Source organism: Ornithinimicrobium carbonis (assembly GCF_050703245.1).
Lineage (GTDB): Bacteria > Actinomycetota > Actinomycetes > Actinomycetales > Dermatophilaceae > Ornithinicoccus.
Genome location: NZ_CP192647.1, coordinates 3344120 through 3369102 on the forward strand (window position 1 = coordinate 3344120; position 24983 = coordinate 3369102).

Below are 24983 nucleotides of genomic sequence, written 5' to 3' on the forward strand. Positions count from 1 at the left end.
CCGCAGTCGATCGTGGCCCCGGCCGGGGCCACGACCGACTGCACGTTCAGTGGGTGACCGCACCCTCCGAGGCGGACCCGACGAGCTGGACGTACTTGGCCAGCACGCCGCGACGCGCCCGCGCGGGCGGCTCCGGGGGCGACCAGCCCGCCCGGCGCCGCTCCAGCTCGGCCTCGTCGACCTCCAGGTCGAGCCGGCCGCCCGCCACGTCCAGGACGATCGGGTCGCCGTCCTGCACGAGCGCGACCGGGCCGCCGTCGGTGGCCTCGGGGGCGATGTGGCCCACGCACAGGCCGGTCGTCCCGCCGGAGAAGCGCCCGTCGGTGATGAGCAGGACGTCCTTGCCCAGGCCGGCGCCCTTGATCGCCCCGGTGATCGCGAGCATCTCGCGCATGCCCGGGCCACCCCTTGGGTCCCTCGTAGCGGATGACCACGACGTCGCCGGCCGAGACGGCGCCGGCCTCGAGCGCGTCCATCGCGGCTCGCTCCCCGTCGAAGACCCGGGCGGTGCCGCGGAAGACGTCGGAGTCGAAACCGGCCGACTTCACGACCGCTCCCCCGGGGGCCAGCGACCCCTGCAGGATCGTCAGCCCACCGGTGGCGTGGATCGGGTTGTCCATCGTCCGCAGGACCGTCCCGTCCAGCGGCGGGGCGCCGAGCTCGCGCAGGTTCTCGGCCACCGTCCTCCCGGTCACCGTCATCGCGTCGCCGTGCAGCAGGTCGGCGTCGAGCAGCGCCTGCATGACGACGGGGATGCCGCCGATCCGGTCGATGTCGACCATGACGTGCCGCCCGAACGGCTTGACGTCCGCCAGGTGCGGCACCTTGGCCCCGATCCGCCGGAAGTCGTCCAGCGTGAGCGGCACCTCGGCCTCGCTGGCGATCGCCAGCAGGTGCAGCACCGCGTTGGTCGACCCGCCGAAGGCCATCGTCACCGCGATCGCGTTCTCGAACGCCTCCCGGGTGAGGATCTGCCGGGCCGTCAGCCCGGTGCGCAGCATGTTCACCACAGCCTCGCCGGACCGGCGGGCGAACCCGTCCCGGCGGCGGTCCGTGGCCGGCGGTGCCGCCGAGCCGGGCAGCGACATGCCGAGGGCCTCTGCCGCCGCGGCCATCGTGTTGGCCGTGTAGAAGCCGCCGCAGGCGCCCTCGCCCGGGCAGATCGCCCGCTCGATGGCGTCGACGTCCTCGCGCGACATCAGCCCGGCGGCGCACGCCCCGACGGCCTCGAAGGCGTCGATGATCGTGACCTCGCGCTCCGAGCCGTCGGACATGCGGGCCCGGCCGGGCAGGATCGACCCGGCGTAGACGAACACCGAGGCCAGGTCCAGCCGGGCCGCGGCCATGAGCATCCCGGGCAGCGACTTGTCGCAGCCGGCGAGCAGCACCGACCCGTCGAGCCGCTCGGCCGACATCACCGTCTCCACGGAGTCGGCGATGATCTCCCGCGACACCAGGGAGTAGTGCATCCCCTCGTGGCCCATCGAGATGCCGTCGGAGACCGAGATCGTGCCGAACTCCAGCGGGTAGCCGCCGGCGGAGTGCACCCCGTCCTTGACGGCCTTGGCGAGCCGGTCCAGCGACAGGTTGCAGGGCGTGATCTCGTTCCAGCTGCTGGCGACGCCGACCTGGGGCTTGACCCAGTCGTCGTCCCCCATGCCGACCGCCCGGAGCATGCCGCGCGCGGCGGTCTTCTCCAGCCCGTCGGTGACGTCCCGCGAGCGGGGCTTGGGGTCGACCCCGGTCGGGACGGTGGGCTCAGTCACGTGCGGCCGACCCCTCGACGTAGTCGCTGTCGTGCGACTTGACCCAGGCCATCATCCCGCGCAGCTCCTTGCCGGTGGCCTCGATCGGGTGCTGGGCGCCCTTCTCGCGCAGGGCCTTGAACTCCGGCGCGCCCGCGTCCTGGTCCTGGATGAAGCGGTCGGCGAAGGACCCGTTGCGGATGTCCTCCAGCACCGCCTGCATGTTCTCCTTCACGCTGGGGTCGATGACCCGCGGACCGAGAGACGTAGTCGCCGTACTCCGCGGTGTCGGAGATCGACCAGCGCTGCTTGGCGATGCCACCCTCGTACATGAGGTCGACGATGAGCTTGAGCTCGTGCAGGCACTCGAAGTAGGCCACCTCCGGCTGGTAGCCGGCCTCGGTGAGCGTCTCGAAGCCGTACATCACCAGCTGGCTCATGCCCCCGCAGAGCACCGACTGCTCGCCGAAGAGGTCGGTCTCGGTCTCCTCCGTGAAGGTGGTCTCGATGCCGCCGGCGCGCAGGCCGCCGATCGCCGAGGCGTAGGACAGCGCCAGCGCCTTGGCGTCGCCGGTCGCGTCCTGCTCCACGGCCACGAGCACCGGCACGCCGCGCCCGTCGACGTACTCCCGGCGCACGAGGTGGCCCGGGCCCTTCGGCGCGACCATGCACACGTCCACGCCGGCCGGGGGCTTGATGTAGCCGAACCGGATGTTGAAGCCGTGGCTGAAGAACAGCGCCTTGCCGTCGGAGAGGTGCGGCTCGATCGCCTCGGCGTAGAGGTGGCGCTGCACGTGGTCGGGGACGAGCACCATGATGACGTCGGCCTCCGCGCAGGCCTCCGCCGGCGTCATGACGGCCAGCCCCTCGGCCCGCGCCTTGTCCCGGCTCGAGCTGCCCTCGGCGAGCCCGACCCGGACGTCGACGCCGGAGTCCCGCAGCGACAGCGCGTGCGCGTGCCCCTGGCTGCCGTAGCCGAGCACGGCGACCTTCCGGCCCTGGATGATGGACAGGTCGGCGTCGTCGTCGTAGTACATGGTGGCCATCGGCGTGTTCTCTCCTGTGGTGGTGGGGTGCAGGTGGGGGGACCGCGGCGCGGGGGTGGCGCCGTGGTCCAGGTGGTGCAGAGGGTATGCGGTGCGGCGCGCCGCCGGGTCAGAAGGCGGCGGCCGCCATGGCGCCGACCGGGCGGGGACCGTTGTCGTTGATCTCCCACAGCTGGGTGCGGATGGCGTCCGCGTCGTCGAGCTCCTGGATGTGGATGACCTCGACGAGCTTGTCCAGCTGGCTGGTGACCTTGTGCAGCTGCTCCGCGTCGACGTTGACGACGATGGTCATCCGGGAGACCTTGTTGTCCTCGGTCGGACCGACGACCAGGTGGTCGATGTTGAAGTTGCGCCGGGCGAAGAGGACCGAGACCCGGGCGAGGACGCCGGGGTTGTTCTCGACCAGGACGGACAGGGCGTGGCGGTGGTGGTCGGGTCGCATGGGAGTGCCTTTCGTGGTGGTGCCGGTGGGGGGGGGGAGGGGTGGAGGAGGGAGGAACGGGTCGGTGGGCCTGCGGGGCCGTGGGGACCTCGCGGTCGGGCAGCGGGTAGTCGTGGAGCAGCGTCATCACTCGTCCTCGCCGAACTCGGGGGTGAGGTCGCGCGCGTGCTGGATGGCGTCGTTGCTGGTGCCGGCGGGGACCATCGGCCAGACCATCGAGTCCTTGCTGACCCGGAAGTCCACGACGACCGGCTGGTCGTCGACGGCCATGGCCTCCTCGATCGTGCGGTCCACGTCCTCGCGGGTGTCGCAGCGCAGCCCCACGCAGCCGTAGGCCCGGGCCAGCGCGGCGAAGTCCGGGATCTGGGCCGAGGGCAGCTGGGAGGCGCTGAAGCGCTCGGAGTAGAACAGCGCCTGCCACTGCTTGACCATCCCCAGGGCCGCGTTGTTGATGATCGCGACCTTGATCGGGATGCCCTCGATCGCGCAGGTGGCCAGCTCCTGGTTGGTCATCTGGAAGCAGCCGTCGCCGTCGATGGCCCAGACGGTGCTGCCCGGCATGGCCACCTTCGCGCCCATGGCGGCGGGCACGGCATACCCCATGGTCCCCAGCCCGCCGGAGTTGAGCCAGCGGCGCGGCTCCTCGTAGCCGATGAACTGGCTGGCCCACATCTGGTGCTGCCCGACGCCGGAGGCGAAGATCGCGTCCGGACCGGCGAGGGCGCCGAGGCGCTCGATGACGTACTGCGGGGCGAGGGCACCGTCGCTGGGCTCCTCGTAGCCCAGCGGGTAGCGCGACTTCCAGCCGCGGCAGCGGGCGTTCCACGCCTCGAAGTCGTAGGTCGCGCCCTCGGCGGTGCGGCGGGTCCACTCGGTGGCGAGCAGCTCGATCGTCGCGCGGGCGTCACCCAGGAGGCCGACCGCGGTGGGGAAGTTCTTGCCGATCTCGGCCGGGTCGATGTCGGCGTGCACGATCGTGGCGCCGGGGGCGAAGGAGTCCTTGGCCCCGGTGACCCGGTCGTCGAAGCGGGCGCCCAGGCTGATGATGAGGTCGGACTTCTGCAGGGCGGCGACCGCCGAGACGGTGCCGTGCATCCCCGGCATCCCCATGTGCTGGGGGTGGCTGTCCGGGAAGGCTCCGCGGGCCATGAGGGTGGTGACCACCGGCATCCCGGTGAGCTCGGCCAGGGCCCGCACCTGCTCGGAGGCGTTCGCGCGGATGCAGCCTCCGCCGACGTAGAGGACGGGACGACGGGCGGTGAGCATCAGCTCGACGGCGTCGCGGACCTCCTGCGGCGCCGGGGCCGTCGCGGGCCGGTAGCCGGGCATCGGCAGCTGGCGCAGCTCGTCGCTCGCGTGGGCGATCAGGGCGTCCTTGGTGATGTCGACCAGGACCGGGCCCGGACGGCCGGTGGAGGCCAGGTGGAAGGCCGAGGCGATGGTGGCGGCGATCTCGTCGGGACGGGTGACGAAGAAGGAGTGCTTGGTCACCGGCATCGAGATCGAGCGGATGTCCGCCTCCTGGAAGGCGTCCGAGCCGATCGCGGTGCTGGCCACGTTCCCGGTGATCGCCACCATCGGGACCGAGTCCATGTTGGCGTCGGCCAGCGGGGTCACCAGGTTCGTCGCCCCCGGCCCGCTCGTGGCCAGGCACACGCCGACCTTCCCGGTCGCGGCTGCATACCCTTGCGCGGCGTGGCCGGCGCCCTGCTCGTGCCGGACGAGGATGTGGCGGATCCCCTCGGCCTCGTAGAGCGCGTCGTAGAGGGGCAGCACCGCGCCGCCGGGCAGGCCGAAGATGTGCTCCACCCCGACCCGCCGGAGGGTGTCGACGAGCTGCTCGGCCCCGGTGCGGGGGCCTCCGTCCACGGACCGCCCGCCGGTGGTGCCGGGGGCGGTCACGGTCGCGCCGTCGGTGATCGTGTCGCTGCTCACGGGGGTGGCGGTCATCGTCCTGGTCCTGACTACGAGGGGTGCTGGAGGGTGTCGGAGTGGTGGTCGGGCAACAAAAAACCCCTCGGCCCGGAGGGCTGACGAGGGGAGGACGCGGCGCGGTCTGAGATCAGGCCGTGGCGCGTCCCTGGCTAATAAGTACGAGAACGAAGAGGTGCATGGGCGCAACTCTGGCCCATCGCTGCCGCGACGTCAACCCCCTGGATGGATATGTGACCGACCGCACAGGTATGCAGTGCACCCCGGGGCAGCCGGGTGCGCCGCTATCGATATGACGTTGACATGTCGACACCGCAGGCGGACGATGGAGCCATGACACAGCGACGAGGCGGGTTCGACCCGGAGCAGTTCTTCGGTCCCGAGGGACCGTTCGGTCCGCGCGGCCCCATGGGCCCGGGCGGCATCTTCGGTCCGCAGGGGCCGTTCGGCACCGGCTCCTGGCCGGGGGTGGACCTGGGCGGCACGGGCCTCGGCGGCGACCGGCACCAGCACCGCCGGGGCGGTCCGCAGGGACGGGCCCGACGGGCCCGCCGCGGGGACGTGCGCAACGCCGTCCTGCACCTGCTCGCGGGCGGGCCGATGAACGGCTACCAGCTCATGCAGGAGATCTCCGAGCGCACGTTCGGGGAGTGGCAGCCCAGCTCGGGCGCGATCTACCCGGCCCTGGCCCAGCTGGAGGACGAGGGCCTCATCGAGCAGGTCGAGCACGACGGGCGCAAGGCCTACACGCTGACCGACGCCGGCCGGCAGGCTGCCGCGGACGGCCCCGACCCGGGGTTCGCCACCGGCCACGAGCCGGCCGACCCGTGGGCGGGCACCGGTCGCGGCACGGGCAGCGCGGGCGGCGGGCGGCGTGGCCGCCGGGAGTCCGGCCGCGGCAGCGGCACGCGGCTGTGGAAGGCCGTGGGCGGGCTGGCGGTCGCCGCGCAGGCGGTGGGCCAGTCCGGCGACGAGGACCTCACGGAGCGGGCGGCCGGGCTGCTGGACCGCACCCGGCGCGAGCTCTACCGGATGCTCGCCGAGACCGAGGTCGCCCGCGAGGACGACCCGGGGGCGGGAGGCGCGGGCCCCGACGGCGAGGACGAGGTCGCCGAGGGAGAGATCATCGAGGAGTGAGCGTGCCGACGTCGCGTCGACGACCCCTCCTGCCCCTGGTGCCCGTCCGCGCCCTGACGCCATGGCCGCGTCGGTGGCCCTCGACCTGACCGGCATCGACTCCACGGTGCGCCGGGTGGCCGAGGAGACGGCGAAGATGGTCGGGGCGGCGGCGCTGGCTCTGTTCCCGGCGACGGTGCTGGTGGGGCGGCTGCGGCCCTCCGGGGGTGCCCGGGGCGCGGCGCCGGAGGCCTGACGGCATACTGACCCCATGGCCGATCACTTTGACGTTGTTGTCCTGGGCGCCGGTCCCGGTGGGTATGTCGCGGCGATCCGCGCGAGCCAGCTGGGCAAGAAGGTGGCCGTCGTCGAGAAGCAGTACTGGGGCGGTGTCTGTCTCAACGTCGGGTGCATCCCGTCCAAGGCGCTGCTGAAGAACGCCGAGCTGGCCCACACGCTGCAGCACGACAAGAAGAAGTTCGGCATCGAGGGTGACGCCACGATGTCCTACGGCCCGACGTTCAAGCGCAGCCGGCAGGTCTCGGCCGGCATCGTCAAGGGCGTCCACTTCCTCATGAAGAAGAACAAGATCACCGAGATCGACGGCTGGGGCACCCTCACCGGCCCGAAGAGCATGGACGTCGCGCTCAACGACGGCCAGACCCAGCAGCTGGAGTTCGACAACCTCATCCTCGCCACCGGCTCGGTGACCCGGATGCTCCCGGGCGTGGAGGTCAGCAAGAACGTCGTCACCTACGAGGAGCAGATCCTCGACGAGGAGCTGCCCGGCTCGATCATCATCGCCGGCTCCGGCGCGATCGGTGTGGAGTTCGCCTACGTGATGAAGAACTTCGGGGTCGACGTGACGATCGTGGAGTTCATGGACCGCATGGTCCCCGCCGAGGACGCGGACATCTCCAAGGAGCTGGCCAAGCACTACAAGAAGCTCGGCGTGAAGGTCCTCACCGGCACCAAGGTCGAGGCGGTCGAGGACACCGGATCGGGCGTGAAGGTCAAGGTGAGCAAGGACGGCAAGGAGGAGACGCTCGAGGCGGACCGGCTGTTGTCGGCCATCGGCTTCGCCCCCCGCACCGAGGGGTTCGGCCTGGAGAGCACCGGAGTCGTCGAGCTGACCGAGCGCGGCGCCATCGCGATCGACGACTACATGCGCACCAACGTCGACGGCGTCTACGCCATCGGCGACGTCACGGCCAAGCTGATGCTGGCCCACGTGGCCGAGTCGATGGGCATCGTCGCGGCCGAGGTCATCGCCGGCGCCGAGACGATGCCGCTGGACTACCGGATGATCCCCCGGGCCACCTACTGCCAGCCGCAGGTCGCCTCGATGGGCCTGACCGAGCAGCAGGCCAAGGACGCCGGGCACGAGATCAAGGTCGCCAGCTTCCCGTTCACCGCCAACGGCAAGGCCATGGGCCTGGGCGAGCCCGTCGGGTTCGTCAAGATCGTCGCTGACGCCGAGCACCACGAGATCCTCGGGGCCCACCTGATCGGACCGGACGTGACCGAGCTGCTGCCGGCGATCAACGTGGCCCAGACCTGGGACCTCACCGCCGACGAGGTCTCCCGCGTCGTCTTCGCGCACCCGACCCTGGGTGAGGCCGTCAAGGAGGCCATGCACGGCATCGCCGGCCACATGATCAACTTCTGACGCGGGCACCGGGGCCCGCGTGATGGCCGCACGCTCCGGCGTGGGCAGGGCGGCCCTGCTCGTCGCGGCGCTGACCGCGGTGTCCACCGTCCTGGGCCTGGTCCGGGACGCGGTCGTCGCCGCGGTCTACGGCGCCGGCGCCGAGCTGGACGCGTGGTTCGTCGCGCTGGGGCTCTCCAGCATCCTGCTCGGGGTCCTCGGCACCTCGCTGACGCGGGCGGTCACCCCGGTCGTCGCCCGCGAGGCGGAGGCCGAGAAGGTGGCCGGCGCAACCGGTGCCGCTGGCCCACCCGACGGGGCGGACGCCGCCGGACGCTGCACCGGCCACCCCGGCTGGTGGACCGCCAGCGTCGTGGGCACCGTCGCCCTGGGGGTGGTCGGTGTCGTCCTGGGCCTGGCGGCGGCGCCGATCTCCGTGGTCCTGGCCCCCGGTCTGGCCGGGAGCGACGACGGCACCCTGGTCCTGCTGGTGCGGGTGGTGCTGCTGGCCACGGTTCTCATCGCCGCGACCGACCTGCTCGCCGGCCTGGCGCACGGCCACGGCGTGTTCCGCTGGGTCGCCCTGCAGGGGATCCCCTTCAACCTCGTGATGATCGCCGCGGCCGCGCTGCTGGGCCCCCGGTACGGCATCTCCGCCCTGGCCTGGGGCTTCGTCGTCGGGTCGCTGCTGCGGATGCTGCTGCAGCTGTGGCCGGCCCACCGGCACCGCTGGCGGCTGGCGACGCGCCTGGACCTCGAGGGTCCCGGCTGGCGCGAGATCACCGCCATGGTGCCGGCGCTGATGGTCGGTCAGGCCGTCGTCAACGTCAACACGCTCGTCGACCGGGCGGTGGCCTCCACGGTGGAGGAGGGCGCGGTCTCGGCGATCTTCCTCGGGTGGCGGCTGACCAGCCTTCCGGAGACGCTGATCGTCGCCGCCCTCATGGCGCCGCTCTACCCCGCGATGGGGGGCCGCCGCCGCCGGTCGTCCGCGGGAGCTGCGGGCGCTGCTGCACCGCGGCACGGGGGTGACGCTGACGATCCTCGTGCCGGTGGTGGCGGCCCTGGCGGTGGTGCCCGACCGGGTGGTCGCGCTGGCGTTCGGCCGGGGCTCCTTCGACGAGGACGCGGTCGCGCTCACCGCGACCGCCGTCGTGTGGTTCCTGCCGGCGCTGCTCGCCGTCGGCTGGCGGCACGTCGTCGTGAGCGCCTCCTACGCCGTCGGCGACACCCGGGGCCCGGTGGCGATCAGCATCGTGGCGATGGTCGTCAACGTCGTGGGTGACCTGGTCCTGGCACCGGTCCTGGGCGTTCCCGGCATCGTGCTGGCCACCTCGGTGTCGCTGGTGCTCGCGGCCGTGCTCACCAGCTGGTACGTCGCCGACCGCCACTCCCTGCTCGACGTCGCCCAGGCCCGCGGGCAGGTCGTGCGTGCCCTGGTCAGCGGTCTGGCCGCCGGCCTCGTCGTCGCCGCCGGGACGGCCCTGGCCCTCGGCTCCGCGCCGGACCTGCTCGTCGTGCCCGTGGTCGGGCTCGCCGCCCTGGCCGGGCAGCAGGCCGTCCTGCACCTGCTCCGGGCGCCCGAGCGACGGGTGGTCGCCGAGGTGGTCGGTCTGCTCCGACGCCGGGCCTGACCTGCTGCCCCCGTCCCCTCAGGACGCCAGCGGCGGGGTGCTGCGGGGCGTGCCGCGCGACGCGTCCTCGTCGTGGTCCGGGTCGGGGTCGTCGGGCCGGAAGCGTGCGGTGAGCAGGTGCGCCACCGGCCCCGGGTCGTCGAGCCGGGTCAGGCTGTGCCGCGCGCCGACGGCCCACCGCAGGCTGTTCCCCACGTCCCGGGCCAGTCCCCCGCGCCGCTCGATCCGCGCCCGGCGCAGGTCGCCGGCCAGCCACTGGTAGCGGACCCCGACCCGCCCGTCGGCCAGGTCCGGCACCGGCAGGTCCAGCGCCCCGCGCACCCAGGCGTCGAGCAGCCCCGGCCGGGCGCTCTCGGCGAGCGCCACCGACCCGAACGGCCGCCCGTTGAAGTCGATGAGCCAGGGGGTCCCGTCCTTGCCGGTGAGGAACTGCAGCTCGACGAGCCCCACCCAGCCGATGCGCCGCAGAAGGTCCTCGCTGCGCCGGGCCAGCTCCGCGTCGACGGGCACCGTGACAGCCCGGGCGGAAGCGCCGTGCGGGGTCGGCCACAGCCGAGGGGCGACCTGCTGGACGCGGCCGATGAGCCGTCCCTCGTGCACCACCCCGACGAGGGCGCCCAGCCGCCCGTGCACCGGCTGCTGGAGGACGGGCTCGTCCCCGTGCGCCCGGATCCGGGCGAGCTGCCCGGCGAGCGCGTCGGCGTCGTGGCACAGCTCCACCTCCACCCGGTGGCGGCGGGTCACCCCCGGCCGCCAGTGGGTGCGCGACTTGACCACGACGGGCAGCGGCACCGACCCGGGGTCCACATCGTCGGAGGGGATCCAGGTATGCGGTGCCGCCAGTCCCGCCGCGCCCGCGGCCTCCACGAGGCCCAGCTTGTCGAGGGCCTGCTCGACCACGGCGCGGGAGGGGGCGGCGACCGGGACGGGCAGCCGGTCGGCGACGTGGGAGAGCGCGGCCATCCAGTCGTCGCCGGCGCCCACCACCAGGTCGTAGCCCTCGGCCTCCACGGCCGCGGTGACCGCGCGGACGAACTCGCCCAGCGTCCCGCGGGCCCGGGGCACGACGTGCGTGGCGGACACCGCGCGGGAGGCACCGACGAACCCGGCCGAGGCCCGGGGCGTCCCGGCACCGACGCGCCACCCCTGGCGGCGCAGGGCGCGGGCCACGGTCACCGCCGCCCGGTCCCGCACGTGCGCCAGGACGAGGACGGCTCCTGGCGAGGGGGGCATACGGTCCAACCTAACAACGGGCGGGATGCCATTCCCGCCCATCCGCCGCGGTGTCGCCGGGCCCGTCGCACGGACGGCCGGAGGAACGGCGCCGCACGGGCGGGCGCATCGGCACCGCACGGGCCGGCGGAACGGCAGCGCACGGGCGGGCGGAACGCCGCGGAGGCGGGGCACGTCATACCCCTGTCATCGTCGACCACGCACCCCAGGAGGCTGCCGTGCCCGCGCCAACCGCACTCCGCCGGGTGGGCCTGCCGCTCACCGCCGTCCTCGCGTTTACGGCCTGCGCCCCGGCCCCCCAGGACCCCGAGCCGGCGCCGCCGGGGTCGGCACCGACGACGGGGGCCCCGACGAGCGGGACGCCCGCCCCCTGGGACGAGGCGACCGTCCGGGCCGCGACCACGGCCCTGCCGGCGGGCTACCTCGCGCCCTTCGACGACTGCCAGCAGCTGCTCACCTACTACCAGGCCAACGCGCTGGAGCTGGTCACCCCCTACGGGCTCGGGGGCGGCGGGTGGGGGATGGCCGTCGACGACTCCGGCGGGGCGATGGAGGACTCCGCCGCCGGCGGCGACGCCGCGTCCGCCGCCTCCGACGGGGGCGGCGCGGCGCCCGAGCACTCGAGCACCAACGTCCAGGAGGAGGGCGTCGACGAGGCCGACACGGTCAAGACCGACGGCCGGATCCTCGTCACCACCACCGGCGGGCAGGTCCGCGTGGTCGACCTGGCCTCCGAGGAGGTGCTCGCCCGGATCCCGATGCCGGGCCGCGCCGACCAGGCCTCCCCCTCCGAGCTGCTGCTCGACGGCAGCACCCTCGTCGTGCTCGGCCAGGAGTGGTCCTCGCCGCAGCCGGTGGACGGCCTGCGGGTGGCCTACCCCGCCAGCCGCACCCTGGTGATGACCGTCGACCTGTCCGACCCGAGCCGGCCGCAGGTGCTGGGGACGGTCCGCGTGGAGGGGTCCTACCGCTCGGCCCGGATGATCGACGGCACCGTCCGGATGGTGATGGTCACCGAGCCCCCCGGCGTCCCGCAGACCCAGCCCGGCTCGGGCAGCCTCCGGGCCGAGGACGAGGCCGAGGAGCGCAACCGGGAGCTCATCCGCTCCACCACCATCGAGGACTGGGTGCCCCACCGCCAGGAGCTGGACGCCGACGGGCGGGTCGTGGGCACCGAGCCGCTGCTGGAGTGCTCGGAGATCTCCCGTCCGCGCGACCCCGCCGGCCTGTCGACGATGTCCGTGCTGACGTTCGACCTGGCCTCGGGCCAGGTCACCCCCACCTCCGGCGCGGGGCTGGTGGCCAGCGGCAGCACCGTCTACGCCTCCCCCGACCGGCTCGTCGTCGGCACCAGCGCCTGGGACGCCTGGCAGTGGGCGGCCATGAGCATGCCGTGGCCGCAGGACCGGCCGATGCGCACCGACCTGCACACCTTCGACATCTCCGACCCGGCCGCCACCCGCTACGTCGCCTCCGGCAGCGTCGAGGGCCACCTGCTGAACCAGTGGGCCCTGGACGAGCAGGACGGCGTGCTGCGGGTGGCCACGACGATCGACCCGCCGGGGCGCTCGCAGACCTCGAGCTCCTCGCTCGTCGTCCTCGCCGAGGAGGGCGAGGAGCTGGTGGAGACCGGGCGGGTGGACGGCCTGGGCGAGACCGAGCAGATCTACGCCGTGCGCTACCTGGACGCCGACCTGGCCGCGATCGTCACCTTCCGGCAGACCGACCCGCTCTACCTGGTCGACACCTCCGACCCCTCCGCGCCGACCCTGGCCGGCGAGCTGAAGATCCCCGGCTACTCGGCCTACCTGCACCCCGTCGGCGACGGGTGGCTGCTGGGCGTCGGCCAGGACGCCGACGAGCGGACCGGGCAGACGAAGGGCCTGCAGGCCTCGCTCTTCGACGTGCGCGACGTGAACGCGCCGGTCCGGACCGAGGTGCTCACCTGGCCCGAGACCTACTCCCCCGTCGAGTGGGACCACCGGGCGTTCACCGCCTGGCCCTCGACCGGTCAGGCCTTCCTGCCCGCGATGACGTGGGGCACGGTGGCCTCCGAGGGGGACGGGGACGTCCAGGACAAGCCGGGCTTCGCAGGCGTCCTCGCCCTGACGACGTGGGCCCCGGCGTCCTCGCCGAGAGCGGCCGGGCCCGCACGAACGCGGACGACCGGTGGGTGGACGCACCCTCCCGCACGATCGTCGTGGGTCAGGACCTGTGGGCCCTCGACCACCAGGGCCTGGCCCGGTTCGACCTGGGCACGCTCGAGGGCGGCTGGGCGGTGGACCTTCCCTGAGGGGCACGAGGACGCTGCGGCACAGGGCCGGTGGATCGGGAGAAACCCGTGTCCGCCGGCCCTGCGGCCGTCCGTCCTGCCGTGAGGACGGGCATGACCGAAGACGTTGCCCGCCAACCGGATTTGCATCCGAGGATTCTGTGTCAGTTCGGGTCGACACGGCCCGTCTGACGAATTGACTTCGGTCGTCGCGCGCTGCTAGACATCTCTTCCATGACGACCTCGCGACGCCGAATGCGCAGCTGCTGAGCCTCCCCCTCGCAGCCTGCGCCCCGTGCGCGACCGGCGGCACCCCCGGTGCCCCACGGCATACCCTCCGCTGTCGAGGCGGGCTCAGCAGCGTGACACCACCTCCTCACCTGCCCCCACCCTGCACCGGAAGGCCTCCCCATGAGCACCTCGTCCACCTCCGCCCAGCTCTCCTTCGACACCCGTCAGATCCACGCCGGCCAGACCCCCGACGCCGCCACCGGCGCCCGCGCGCTGCCGATCTACCAGACCACCTCCTACGTCTTCGAGGACGCCGACCAGGCGGCGAACCGGTTCGCCCTGGCCGAGCTGGGCCCGATCTACACCCGGATCACCAACCCGACCCAGGAGGTCGTCGAGAACCGGATCGCCGACCTGGAGGGCGGCGTCGGTGCCCTGCTCGTGGCGTCCGGCTCCTCGGCCATCACCCTCGCCGTGCTCAACCTCGCCGGCTCCGGCGACCACCTCGTCGCCAGCCCGCAGCTCTACGGCGGGACGCAGAACCTCTTCGCCCACACCCTGCCCAAGCTGGGCATCGAGGTCACCTTCGTCGAGGACCCGACCGACCCCGAGTCGTGGCGGGCGGGCCGCCGCCCGGCCGGAGACGAAGCTGTTCTTCGGCGAGACGATCGCCAACCCCAGCAGCGAGGTGCTCGACATCCGCGCCGTCGCCGACGTGGCTCACGAGGTCGGCGTGCCGCTGGTCGTGGACAACACCATCGCCACCCCCTACCTGTGCCGCCCGATCGAGCACGGCGCGGACGTCGTGGTCCACTCGGCCACCAAGTACCTCGGCGGCCACGGCACCTCGATCGCCGGTGTGATCGTCGACGGGGGAGCCTTCGACTACGGCCAGGGCGACCGCTTCCCCGGCTTCACCGAGCCCGACCCCTCCTACAACGGGCTCGTCTACGCCGAGACGCTGGGCAAGGACGGCATCTTCGGGGTCAACCTGTCCTACATCCTCAAGGCCCGCGTGCAGCTGCTGCGCGACCTCGGCCCGGCCGTCGCGCCGTTCAACGCCTTCCTCATCGCGCAGGGTGTGGAGACGCTGTCCCTGCGGGTCGAGCGGCACGTCGCCAACGCCGGCCGGGTCGCCGAGTGGCTCGCCGGGCACGACCAGGTCGAGCAGGTCCACTACGCCGGCCTGCCCGACCACCCCTCGCACGAGCTCGCGCAGCGCTACCTCCCCGGGGGCGCCGGAGCCGTGCTGGCCTTCGAGATCGCCGGCGGGGTCGAGGCCGGGAAGGCGTTCGTCTCGGCGCTGCAGCTGCACAGCCACGTGGCCAACATCGGGGACGTGCGCTCCCTGGTCATCCACCCCGCCTCGACGACCCACAGCCAGCTGTCCGAGGACGCCCGGCGCGCCGCCGGCGTCACCCCCGGCCTGGTCCGGCTGGCCGTCGGCATCGAGGGGATCGAGGACATCCTGGCCGACCTGGGGACCGGCTTCGAGGCCGCGGCCCGGGTCGCCGGCTCCGCCGAGACCGCGGCGGCCTGAGCCGTGTCCGCCGGCCGGCGCCGCGTCCAGCCCGTGGGCGACCTGACCCTGGAGTCGGGGAAGGTCATCGAGGGTGTGCGCGTGTCCTACCAGACGTGGGGCCGCCTCAACGAGGCCCGCGACAACGCGGTGCTGGTCCTGCACGCGCTGACCGGTGACAGCCACGTCGTCGGCCCGCGCGGGCCGGGCCAGCCGACCGCGGGATGGTGGCCCGGGCTCGTCGGGCCCGGCTGCCCGGTGGACACGGACGAGTGGTTCGTCGTCGCCCCGGCCGTCCTCGGCGGCTGCGGCGGCACGACCGGCCCCTCCTCGGCCGCCCCGGACGGGCGCCCCTACGGCTCCTGCTTCCCGGCCGTGACCGTCCGCGACCAGGTCCGCGCTGAGGCGCTGCTGGCCGACGCCCTGGGCATCCACAGCTTCGCCCTCGTGGTCGGCGGCTCCGTGGGAGGTATGCGCTCGCTCGAGTGGGCGGTGACGCTGCCCGGGCGGGTGAAGCGGTGCGTCGTGCTCGCCGCGGGCGCGGCGGCCACCGCCGACCAGATCGCCTGGTCGGTGCCGCAGCAGCACGCGGTCCGCCTCGACCCGGCCTTCCAGGGCGGGGACTACTACCCCGGCCCCGGGCCGCGACAGGGCCTGGCGATCGCCCGCCAGATCGCGCACGCGACCTACCGCTCCGCGCAGGAGCTGGCCCTGCGGTTCGGGCGGGACGGGCAGTGCGGGGAGGACCCGCTGCGCGGAGGTCGGTATGCCGTGCAGTCCTACCTCGAGCACCACGGCGCCAAGCTGGTGCGCCGGTTCGACGCCAACGCCTACCTCGCGCTCACCGAGGCGATGAACTCCCACGACGTCGGGCGCGGACGCGGCGGGGTCGAGGCCGCGCTGCGCCGCATCACCGCCGAGCTGACGGTGGGCGTGGTCTCCAGCGACCGGCTGTTCACCCCGGCCGACGGAGCGGTCGTCGCCGCGTCGCCCGCGTGCCGGGAGCTGGCCACCATCGAGTCCCCCTACGGGCACGACGCCTTCCTCGTGGAGACCGAGCAGGTCTTCGCGATCGTCGCCCGGGCGCTGCGCAGCGACCCGGTGCCGCAGGCGAACCGTCCTCCCCGCCCTCGGACCGCCGACCGTCCATCGGCGCGGGCAGGGGGCGAGGCCGTGGTCGGGCAGGAGGCGGCGGGCGCGGAGAACGGGGGACCGGCCGTCGCGTCGGCCGCCTCGACCCCGGTGCCGCTCGTCGCCGGTCCCAGCCTCTGGTGAGGACGGCGGCTGGCAGACTGCAGCAGTGACCAGCCGCGCCGACCGTCTCCTCGTGGCGCTGGCGCTCTCCTCCGGCCCGCTGGTCTCCCTCGGCCTGGCCCGCTTCGCCTACGCCCTGCTCCTGCCCGAGATGCGGGCGGACCTGGGCTGGACGTGGTCCCAGGCCGGGGCGCTCAACACCGCGAACGCCGCCGGCTACCTCCTCGGCGCGCTCGTCGCGGCACCGGTCGCGCGGCGTCTGGGGACCGGCCGGGCCTTCCTGCTCGGGTCGGCGGTCTGCACGGCCGCGCTGCTCCTCACGGCCGTCACGGTCGCCTACCCCCTGCTGCTCGTGGCCCGCGCGGCCGCCGGGGTGGGCGGTGCGTGGGCGTTCGTGCTGGGCGCCGCGCTCGTCGTCGCCGCGGGTGCCGAGGGGACCCCGCGCCGGGCGGCGCTCATGCTCGGCCTGTACTACGGCGGGGCCGGCGGCGGGATGACCTTGGCCGGGCTGCTCGTGCCGTGGGTCCTTGACCGCTCGGACGCCGGTGGAGGGACCGGCGGCGGGGCGGATGGAGCGTCCGGCGTCGGGGCGGACGGATCGTCCGGCGTCGGGGCGGACGGATCGTCCGGCGTCGGGGCGGATGGATCGTCCGGCCTCGGGGCGGGCGGCGGGCCCGGCGTCGGACCGGACGGCCTCCTGGCCGGGCTCGCGGGCTGGCAGCTGGGCTGGGTGGCCCTGGCCGTGCTGGCCGGGGTCGCCACCGCGGTGGCGGCGCTGGCGCTGCGGTCGACCAGCGACCCCGCGCCGCCGGCCGCCGAGCACCGACGCGGGACCGCCGCCAGGTCGGCTGGCTGTCGGCGGGCTACACCTTCTTCGGGCTGGGTTACATCGCCTACCTCACCTTCGTCATCGCCTTCCTGCAGGAGCAGGGCGTGGGCCTGCGGACCGTGGCCGTGTTCTGGGTGGTCGTGGGCCTGGCGGCGTCAGCAGGCTGGTTCGTGTGGGGCCCGCTCATCGGCCGCCTGGGCGGGGCACGGGCGATGACCGTCCTGATGACGGTGCTCGCCCTGGGCACGGTGCTGCCGGTCGTCGTCGCGCAGACCTGGGCGTTCCTGCTCTCCGGTGTCGTCGTCGGCGGCACGTTCCTGTCGGTGGTCACCGCGATGACGGTCGGTGTGCGCCGGGCGCTGCCCGCGGGGCTGTGGACCTCCGGGCTGGCCTTCACGACGGCCGCGTTCGGGGCGGGCCAGACGGTCGGCCCGTGGCTCACCGGATGGTTCTCGGACCGGCTGGACAGCCTCGGGGCGGGTCTGGTCCTCTCCGCGGCGCTGCTCCTCGTCGGTGCGCTGCTCGTGCTCCCGCAGCGCGAACCGGCCGCACCCTGGGGAACCACCCGGGCCCGGCCCGCGTCGGACCCCTAGACTGGGACCCCGGGAGGGAAAGGAGACCACATGGACTGGCTGCGCGACACGCAGTGGCTGTGGTGGCTCGGTGCGGCGCTGGCGTTCGGTGTCGTGGAGATGACCACGCTCGACCTGCTCTTCCTCATGCTGGCGCTCGGGGCCCTCGTGGCCGCCGTCGTCGCCGGCGCGGGGTTGCCCATCCTCGTCCAGGTCCTCGTCTTCATCGGCGCGGCCGGCCTCTTCGTGCTGGCCCTGCGTCCGATGGCGCTGAAGTACTGGAACCTGGAGGGCAAGGGCGCCCGGATCGGCGTCGAGGGCAACATCGGCCACCCGGCCACCGTCGAGCAGACCGTGACCGACCACGCGGGGCTGGTCAAGCTGCGCGGGGAGACCTGGACCGCCCGGGCCGAGCTGGCCGGGCAGAGCTTCGCCCCCGGGGACGTGGTCACCGTCGTCCGCATCGACGGCGCCACCGCGGTCGTGGCGGCCGCCACCCCGGAGGACAAGCCGCTCGAGCCCCCCGCACGGGACTGAGGCCGGCGCACCCTTCGCCCTCGCACCGCATACCCCCACCTCCGAAGCACCCCAGACCCGACCTGACCGTCCGGCGGACCGCAGCGTCCTCCGGGTCCGACACACCGAAGGAGCCGTGTCATGCCAGACCCCGTCAGCATCATCGTGTGGGCCGTCGTCGCCCTGCTCGTGCTGTTCACGATCGTGGCGATCGCCCGCGCGATCCGGATCGTCCCCCAGGCCACCGCCGTCATCGTGGAGCGGCTGGGCAAGTACGACCGCACCCTCGACGCCGGCCTGCACTTCCTCATCCCCTTCATCGACCGGCCGCGTTCGGTCGTGGACCTGCGCGAGCAGGTCGTCAGCTTCCCGCCGCAGCCGGTGATCACCAGCGACAACCTCGTCGTCTCGATCTCGACACCGTCATCTACTTCCAGCCCACGGACCCCAAGGCGGCGACCTACGAGATCGCCAACTACATCCAGGGCATCGAGCAGCTGACCGTCACCACGCTGCGCAACGTCATCGGGTCCCTCGACCTGGAGCAGACGCTGACCAGCCGCGACATGATCAACGGCCAGCTGCGCGGCGTCCTCGACGAGGCCACCGGCCGCTGGGGCATCCGGGTCAACCGGGTCGAGCTCAAGGCGATCGACCCGCCCGCCTCCGTGCAGGACTCGATGGAGAAGCAGATGCGCGCCGAGCGCGACCGCCGCGCCACGATCCTCAACGCCGAGGGTGTCAAGCAGTCGCAGATCCTCACGGCCGAGGGTGAGAAGCAGGCCCAGATCCTGCGGGCCGAGGGCACCGCGCAGTCGGCGATCCTGGAGTCCCAGGGTGAGGCCCGGGCGATCCTGCAGGTCTTCGACGCCATCCACAAGGGCAACCCGGACAGCAAGCTGCTGGCCTACCAGTACCTGCAGATGCTGCCCGAGATCGCCAAGGGCGACTCCAACCAGATGTGGGTCGTGCCCACCGAGCTCACCGCGGCCCTCTCGGGCATCGGCAAGGCGCTCGGCGGGGGCAGCGGCGGCGGTGCCGACGCGGGGCTGGACGGCCCGAGCGCCGGCCTGCGCGACGACGCCGGCTACACCGGGCTGGACGACCTCGACACCCCGACCCTGGAGGACCCGCGCGAGGCGCTGCGTCGTGCCCGGGCCGAGGCCGAGGACGCCTCCCGCGACGCCGAGGGCGCGACCAAGCAGCGCTCCGGCAAGGAGGCCGAGGCCGCGGTGGCCGAGGCCGCCCGCAAGGCCAAGGCCGCCCAGCAGCAGCGTGCGGCCGAGGGGTCGCCCGAGCTGGGCACCCTGCCGCAGCAGGAGCAGGTCGTCCCCGACCTGCCCGAGCACCAGGACCCGGCGGTGGCCGACCGGCCCGCGCAGGGTGCGCACCGCGACCAGCCGGGTGCCCACTCCTGGGAGCGGCCCGCCGGCGAGCGCAAGCCCTGGGACCAGAGCCCGGAGGGCTGAGCGCCCACCGCAGCACCGTAGGACGGGGCCGTGACCGCAAGGTCGCGGCCCCGTTCCGCGTCCGGCCGGCATCTCGTGCAGTCGATCCGGGCCCCGCCAGGGGCCACGGGCGACTGCACGGCCGGCGGGCACGGCTGGGCCGCTCACCGGCAGGACCACCCGGAACTCGTGCAGTCGATCCAGGCCCCGCCAGGGGCCACGGGCGACTGCACGGCCGACGACTGTCCTACCCCCACCGGTTGAGCCGGAGGGCGCGACAGGACAGGGTGGGGGCATGCGGATCACCGACACCAGCGACCTGTGGTGGAAGAACGCCATCCTCTACTCCATGGACGTCGAGACGTTCTACGACGCCGACGGCGACGGGGTGGGTGACATCCAGGGCCTCGCGCAGCGCATCGACTACCTGGCGGACCTGGGGATCACCTGCCTGTGGCTGATGCCGTTCTACCCCAGCCCCGACCGGGACGACGGCTACGACGTCATGGACTACTACGGCGTCGACGGGCGGCTGGGCAACCATGGCCAGTTCGTCGAGCTGGTCCGGCTGGCCCACGACCGCGGCATCCGGGTCATCACCGACCTGGTCATCAACCACACGAGCGACCAGCATCCGTGGTTCAAGGCCTCCCGCAAGGAGAAGGACCCGGAGAAGAACTACTACCGCGACTTCTACGTGTGGCGCCCGGACGACCCCGGTGACACCTCCGACCAGGTCGTCTTCCCCGACGAGGAGGACTCCATCTGGGAGCTGGACGAGAAGACCGGCGAGTACTACCTGCACCACTTCTACAAGCACCAGCCCGACCTCAACCTCGACCACCCCGCGGTCGTCGACGAGATCATGCGCACGGTCGGGTTCTGGCTGCAGCTGGGCGTGGACGGCTTCCGGGTGGACGGGGTGCCGTTCTTCGAGCAGTCCGCCGAGGCCACCGGCTCCCCCGGAGTACGTCGTGGACCCGCACCGTTTCATGGCGCAGCTGCGCGACTTCCTCTCCCGGCGCAACGGCTCGGCCATGATGCTCGGCGAGGTCAACCTGAGCCGTCAGGCAGCAGCTGCGCTTCTTCGGCGGGGACGCCGCCGACGAGATGCACATGCAGTTCGACTTCATCCTCATGCAGCGGACCTACCTCGCGATGGCCCGCCAGGACGCCCGGCCGATCGTCGAGGCCCTGCACAGCCGCCCGGAGATCCACCGGACCTGCCAGTGGGCGACCTTCCTGCGCAACCACGACGAGCTCACCCTCGACAAGCTCACCAAGGGCGAGCGCGAGGAGGTCTTCGCCGCCTTCGGGCCGGAGGAGGAGATGCAGGTCTACGACCGAGGTCTGAAGCGCCGCCTCCCGCCGATGCTCGGGGGCGACCCGCGCCGGATCGCGATGGCCTACTCCCTGATGTTCTCCCTGCCCGGCACCCCGACCCTCTACTTCGGCGAGGAGATCGGGATGGGCGAGGACCTGCAGGCCGAGGGCCGGATGGCGGTGCGCTCCCCGATGCAGTGGAGCCCGGGCAAGAACGGCGGCTTCTCCACCGCCCGACCCTCCCAGCTCGTCCAGCGCGTCGTGCCCGGGCCCTACGGCCCCGAGCACGTCAACGTGCTCAGCCAGCAGCACGACCCGGACTCGCTGCTGTCCTGGATGCGCCGCCTCATCGACATCCGCCGTTCCTGCCCCGAGGTGGGCTGGGGCGAGCTGACGGTGCTCGAGCACGACGCCGGCCCCCAGGTGCTGGCGCACCGCCTGGACGTCGACGGGTCCGCCGTCCTCACGGTGCACAACCTGGGGCCGGAGCCGGTCACCGTCCAGGTGTCCGTCGACGGGCCGATCCCCGACCCGCACCTGACCGACCTGCTCTCCCACGAGACGCTGGAGGTGGAGAAGGGCCGGGTCCTGCCCGTGCAGCTCGACGGCTACGGCGTGCGCTGGGTCCGCCTGCGCCGTCAGGGCGAGCTGTCCATCCCGTGACCGGGCAGACTCAACACGACCACGACCACGACCACGCCGCCCGCGTGCACGACATACCCCGCGGTCGCCGCACCCCGGCCCGCACCCACGGCACACCCCGCGCGCATCCCCTCCCGGAAGGACCGGCATGAGCAGGATCGGTTTCCACGCCTCGCACGAGCAGATCAGTCCCCGCCAGCTGCTGACCGACGTCCAGCACGCCGAGCGGGCGGGCTTCGACATGGCCATGTGCTCGGACCACCTCTACCCGTGGAGCGCCCGCCAGGGCCACTCGGGGTATGCCTGGTCCTGGCTGGGTGCGGCCCTCGCCACGACCGACCTCACCCTCGGGTGCGTGTCGGCCCCGGGGCAGCGCTACCACCCGGTGGTGCACGCCCAGAGGATCGCCACGCTGGGACAGATGTTCCCCGGCCGGTTCTGGGTGGCGCTGGGCAGCGGCGAGAACATCAACGAGCACGTCACCGGTGAGGTCTGGCCGCGCAAGGAGATACGCACCCGGCGTCTGGAGGAGAGCGTCGAGGTCATCCGGCGGCTGCTCGCCGGCGAGGAGGTCTCCCACGACGGGCTGGTGGGCGTGGACCGTGCCCGGATCTGGGAGACCGCCGACCCCGCTCCCCTGCTCGTCGGTCCCGCCGTGTCGGTGGGGTCGGCCGCCCGGGTCGCCGCGTGGGCCGACGGGCTGGTCACGATCAACCAGCCCGTCGAGACGCTCCGCGAGCTGCTCGCGGCCTACCGGGACGCCGGCGGCCGCGGCCGCACCTCGCTGCAGATCCACCTCTCCTGGGCGCCGACCCAGGAGGAAGCCGAGCGGATCGCCGTCGACCAGTGGCGCTCCAACGTCTTCTCCGAGCCGGTCAACTGGGACACCGCGACCACCGAGGGCTTCGACGTCGCGTCCGAGCACGTCGGTCTGGACGTCGTGCGCGAGAGCGTGCGCATCTCCCACGACCTGGGCCGGCACCGCGAGTGGCTGGCCGAGTACGCCGACCTCGGGTTCGACGACCTCTACCTGCACCACGTGGGCCAGGAGCAGGAGGCGTTCATCGACGCCTTCGCCGAGGAGGTCCTGCCGGCGCTGCGGTGAGGTCGGCCGCCGCTGCGGCGGCGTGGCCGCAGGTCAGCGCACCCGTCGCAGGACGAGCGACTCCCACCCGGGCAGCGTGCCGTCGGCCAGGACCGACCGCGCGGCCTCGGACGACGTCGGCACCAGCACCTCGGCGCCGGCCCAACCCTCGAGCAGCCCCGGAGGCACGGTCAGGGTCTCCCGGGTGAAGCTGGCCAGGACGAGCAGCTCGGTCCCCTCGTGCCGGCGGGCGTATGCCCACAGGTCCGGGTGGTCCGCGGCGAGCGGCTCGACGTCACCGTGGGCGACGGCGGTCTCGTCGTGCCGCAACGCGATCAGGTCACGGTAGTGCTCGAACACCGACCCCTGGACCCCGACCTGAGACTCGGCGTTGATCTCGGTGTGGTGGTTGTCCGCCACCGCGATCCACGGCTCCCCCGTGGTGAAGCCCGCGTGCCGCCCCGCCGTCCACTGCACGGGGGTCCGGGCGTTGTCCCGGCTCTTGAAGGACAGCCCCGGCAGGACCTCCTCGACCGTGCGCCCGGTGGCGGTCTGCTCGGCGAGGTAGTTCACCGACTCGATGTCCCGGAACTGCTCCGGCGCGGTGAAGCCGACGTTCGTCATCCCGATCTCGTCGCCCTGGTAGACGTAGGGCGTGCCGCGCATCAGGTGTAGCACCGTCGCCAGCGTCCGCGCCGAGCGGGAGCGCCATACCTCGTCGTCGTCGCCGAAGCGGGACACCGCGCGCGGCTGGTCGTGGTTGTCCCAGTAGAGGCTGTTCCAGCCCAGGTCGGCGAGCCCGGTCTGCCAGGCCATGAGGTTCTCCCGCAGGCGCGGCATCGACAGCGGCGCCACGTCGAACTTCCCGCCCGGGCCGGAGTCCAGGTCGACGTGCTCGAACTGGAAGACCATGTCGACCTCGCGCCGGGCCGGGTCGGTGAACAGCCGTGCCTGCTCGATCGTGACGCCGGGCATCTCCCCGACGGTGAGGAAGGCGCGCGGATGGTCGGCGAAGACCTCGCGGTACATCTCCTGCAGGTGCTCGTGGACCTTCGGCCGGGTGGCCACCATGGAGAAGGCGTCGCCCCACAGGCCGTCCGGCGGCACCTGCCCGTCCGGGTAGCCCTCGGGCTTGTCGAGCAGGTTGATGACGTCCATCCGGAAGCCGTCGACACCCCGCTCCAGCCACCAGCGCATCATCGCGTAGACCGCCTCGCGGACCTGCGGGTTCTCCCAGTTCAGGTCGGGCTGCTTGCGGCTGAACAGGTGCAGGTAGTACTCCCCCGTGGCCTCGTCCCACTCCCAGGCGGACCCGGAGAAGAAGGAGCCCCAGTTGCTCGGCTCGGCCCCCGGCTGCCCGCCGACGTGACCGGGCCGCGGCGGCGCCCAGTGGTACCAGTCGCGCTTCGGCGAGTCCGTGGCCGCACGGCTCTTCAGGAACCACGCGTGCTCGTCGCTGGTGTGGTTGACGACCAGGTCCATGACGACCCGCAGGCCACGGTCGTGCGCGGCGGCGACGAGCTCGTCGAGGTCCTCGAGCGTGCCGAACAGGGGGTCGACGTCCTGGTAGTCGCTGATGTCGTAGCCGTTGTCGTCCTGCGGCGAGCGGTAGACCGGCGACAGCCACACGACGTCCACCCCCAGGGCGGCCAGGTGGTCCAGCCGGCCGATGATCCCGCGCAGGTCGCCGACGCCGTCCCCGTCGCTGTCGGCGAAGCTGCGGGGGTAGATCTGGTAGACGACGGCGCTCTTCCACCAGTCGCGGGGCAGGTCCTGGGTCAGCACGCACCCCAGGGTATGGGGTTCCCCGGCCCGGCGGGGCGCGCGCCCCCGGGAGGGACCCGGCTCAGCGCGGCGTGCGGCCCCGGGAGGGACCCGGCTCAGCGCGGCGTGCGGCCCAGCAGGGCGACCAGCCGGTCCAGCGGCGCCGTCGAGGAGGTCTGCACGGGCGGGTCGAAGAGTCCCTCGAGACCGCCCGCCTCCACCCGGGGCTCCTCGTAGGCGAGCGCCTCCGCCACCGCCTCGGCGGTCGGCGTGTAGGGCTGCCCGGTGGCCACGGCCAGGTCCCAGCCGTGCACGACGAGGTCGACGAGCATCTGGGAGGCGTACTCGGTCACCGGGACCGGCCCGACCGAGACCTCGACCGACCGGTCGGGGTCCCGGACGTCCGCCCAGGCCAGCAGGGAGGAGGCGATCGCCGAGCGCCAGGCCTCGACCGGGTGCTCACCCAGGACGTCGCCGTCGTAGGCGTCGCCGACGTCGGCCAGACCCTCCCCGGCCAGCAGCCGAGGGGCCCAGAGGTGCTCGGCGACCAGGTGGTTGACCAGGGTGCGCACGTCCCATCCCTGGCACGGCGTCGGGGCGGTCCAGCGCTGCGGGGGCACACCCTCGACGAGCGGCGTCACGGCGGCGGCGGCCGAGGGGAGCACCTGGAGCACGCGGGGGCTGGGAGGTCCGTCCATGCCCCCAGGGTGGCACGGCCACGACATACCCTGAC

The 24983-nt window shown here is 73.3% G+C and carries 16 protein-coding genes and 6 pseudogenes; 15 read left to right on the forward strand and 7 right to left on the reverse strand.

All coding sequences use genetic code 11. The features are described 5' to 3' along the window. Positions 1-46 precede the first annotated feature (46 nt). The 4 genes and pseudogenes from ilvD to ACQ95T_RS16795 all read right to left on the reverse strand — a co-directional run bounded on the left by ilvD (position 47) and on the right by ACQ95T_RS16795 (position 5183). Positions 47-1676, reverse strand: a pseudogene (gene ilvD / locus ACQ95T_RS16780) (dihydroxy-acid dehydratase). An 82-nt stretch (positions 1677-1758) separates the two neighbouring features. Then, positions 1759-2791: pseudogene (gene ilvC / locus ACQ95T_RS16785) on the reverse strand (ketol-acid reductoisomerase). 109 nt (positions 2792-2900) lie between these two features. After that, entirely contained in the window at positions 2901-3233 is a 333-nt protein-coding gene (gene ilvN, locus ACQ95T_RS16790; RefSeq protein ID WP_431473137.1) for an acetolactate synthase small subunit, read from the reverse strand. A gap of 126 nt (positions 3234-3359) precedes the next feature. Next, complete coding sequence (locus tag ACQ95T_RS16795; protein WP_425941934.1) at positions 3360-5183, reverse strand: acetolactate synthase large subunit; 1824 nt, start codon at positions 5181-5183, stop codon at positions 3360-3362. 315 nt (positions 5184-5498) lie between these two features. On the opposite strand from ACQ95T_RS16795, the gene ACQ95T_RS16800 reads away from it, so the two are divergent. The 5 genes and pseudogenes from ACQ95T_RS16800 (at position 5499) to ACQ95T_RS16820 (ending at position 9563) form a co-directional block, all read left to right on the forward strand. Then, positions 5499-6302, forward strand: a complete 804-nt coding sequence (locus ACQ95T_RS16800) for a PadR family transcriptional regulator (RefSeq protein ID WP_425941936.1) — start codon at positions 5499-5501, stop codon at positions 6300-6302. Positions 6303-6363: 61 nt separating this feature from the next. Continuing rightward, positions 6364-6537 (forward strand): hypothetical protein, encoded by a 174-nt coding sequence (locus tag ACQ95T_RS16805; protein WP_425941938.1) that lies wholly within the window; start codon positions 6364-6366, stop codon positions 6535-6537. Between the two features lie 15 nt (positions 6538-6552). Beyond that, positions 6553-7950: a dihydrolipoyl dehydrogenase gene (lpdA, locus tag ACQ95T_RS16810; RefSeq protein ID WP_431473138.1), complete on the forward strand. Its 1398-nt coding sequence runs from the start codon at positions 6553-6555 to the stop codon at positions 7948-7950. A 22-nt stretch (positions 7951-7972) separates the two neighbouring features. Beyond that, positions 7973-8836: pseudogene (locus ACQ95T_RS16815) on the forward strand (lipid II flippase MurJ); the annotation flags it as partial. Positions 8837-8975: 139 nt separating this feature from the next. Beyond that, positions 8976-9563 (forward strand): lipid II flippase MurJ, encoded by a 588-nt coding sequence (locus ACQ95T_RS16820; protein WP_431473139.1) that lies wholly within the window; start codon positions 8976-8978, stop codon positions 9561-9563. A gap of 18 nt (positions 9564-9581) precedes the next feature. Here ACQ95T_RS16820 and ACQ95T_RS16825 read toward each other — a convergent pair whose 3' ends face one another. Then, positions 9582-10796, reverse strand: coding sequence for an ATP-grasp domain-containing protein (locus tag ACQ95T_RS16825; RefSeq protein ID WP_425941944.1), 1215 nt, complete (start codon positions 10794-10796; stop codon positions 9582-9584). Between the two features lie 218 nt (positions 10797-11014). Between ACQ95T_RS16825 and ACQ95T_RS16830 the strand changes: the two genes are divergently transcribed. From ACQ95T_RS16830 to ACQ95T_RS16875, 10 genes and pseudogenes are all read left to right on the forward strand, one after another. Beyond that, positions 11015-13174, forward strand: a complete 2160-nt coding sequence (locus ACQ95T_RS16830; RefSeq protein WP_431473140.1) for a beta-propeller domain-containing protein — start codon at positions 11015-11017, stop codon at positions 13172-13174. A gap of 305 nt (positions 13175-13479) precedes the next feature. Continuing rightward, positions 13480-14839: pseudogene (locus tag ACQ95T_RS16835) on the forward strand (bifunctional o-acetylhomoserine/o-acetylserine sulfhydrylase). A gap of 33 nt (positions 14840-14872) precedes the next feature. After that, positions 14873-16093, forward strand: coding sequence for a homoserine O-acetyltransferase MetX (gene metX / locus ACQ95T_RS16840; RefSeq protein WP_425941949.1), 1221 nt, complete (start codon positions 14873-14875; stop codon positions 16091-16093). Positions 16094-16223: 130 nt separating this feature from the next. Then, positions 16224-16547: pseudogene (locus ACQ95T_RS16845) on the forward strand (YbfB/YjiJ family MFS transporter); the annotation flags it as partial. Between the two features lie 377 nt (positions 16548-16924). Then, positions 16925-17494, forward strand: coding sequence for a YbfB/YjiJ family MFS transporter (locus ACQ95T_RS16850; protein ID WP_431473849.1), 570 nt, complete (start codon positions 16925-16927; stop codon positions 17492-17494). A 30-nt stretch (positions 17495-17524) separates the two neighbouring features. Continuing rightward, positions 17525-18010: an NfeD family protein gene (locus ACQ95T_RS16855; RefSeq protein WP_425941953.1), complete on the forward strand. Its 486-nt coding sequence runs from the start codon at positions 17525-17527 to the stop codon at positions 18008-18010. A gap of 120 nt (positions 18011-18130) precedes the next feature. Next, a pseudogene (locus ACQ95T_RS16860) lies at positions 18131-19458 on the forward strand (SPFH domain-containing protein). 274 nt (positions 19459-19732) lie between these two features. After that, the gene (locus ACQ95T_RS16865; RefSeq protein WP_431473141.1) at positions 19733-20791 is read left to right on the forward strand and encodes an alpha-amylase family glycosyl hydrolase; all 1059 of its coding nucleotides are present in this window, start codon (positions 19733-19735) and stop codon (positions 20789-20791) included. Continuing rightward, positions 20767-21423 carry an alpha-glucosidase C-terminal domain-containing protein gene (locus ACQ95T_RS16870; protein ID WP_431473142.1) on the forward strand — a complete coding sequence of 219 codons (657 nt, stop codon included), beginning with the start codon at positions 20767-20769 and terminating at the stop codon, positions 21421-21423. Before ACQ95T_RS16865 ends, ACQ95T_RS16870 begins: the two co-directional genes overlap by 25 nt. A gap of 127 nt (positions 21424-21550) precedes the next feature. Then, the gene (locus ACQ95T_RS16875; RefSeq protein ID WP_425941959.1) at positions 21551-22507 is read left to right on the forward strand and encodes a TIGR03885 family FMN-dependent LLM class oxidoreductase; all 957 of its coding nucleotides are present in this window, start codon (positions 21551-21553) and stop codon (positions 22505-22507) included. A gap of 33 nt (positions 22508-22540) precedes the next feature. Here the strand turns inward: ACQ95T_RS16875 and ACQ95T_RS16880 are convergent, their stop codons facing one another. Further along, positions 22541-24271, reverse strand: a complete 1731-nt coding sequence (locus tag ACQ95T_RS16880; protein WP_431473143.1) for an alpha-glucosidase — start codon at positions 24269-24271, stop codon at positions 22541-22543. Positions 24272-24366: 95 nt separating this feature from the next. Continuing rightward, positions 24367-24948: a TIGR03086 family metal-binding protein gene (locus ACQ95T_RS16885; protein ID WP_425941963.1), complete on the reverse strand. Its 582-nt coding sequence runs from the start codon at positions 24946-24948 to the stop codon at positions 24367-24369. Positions 24949-24983: the final 35 nt, after the last annotated feature.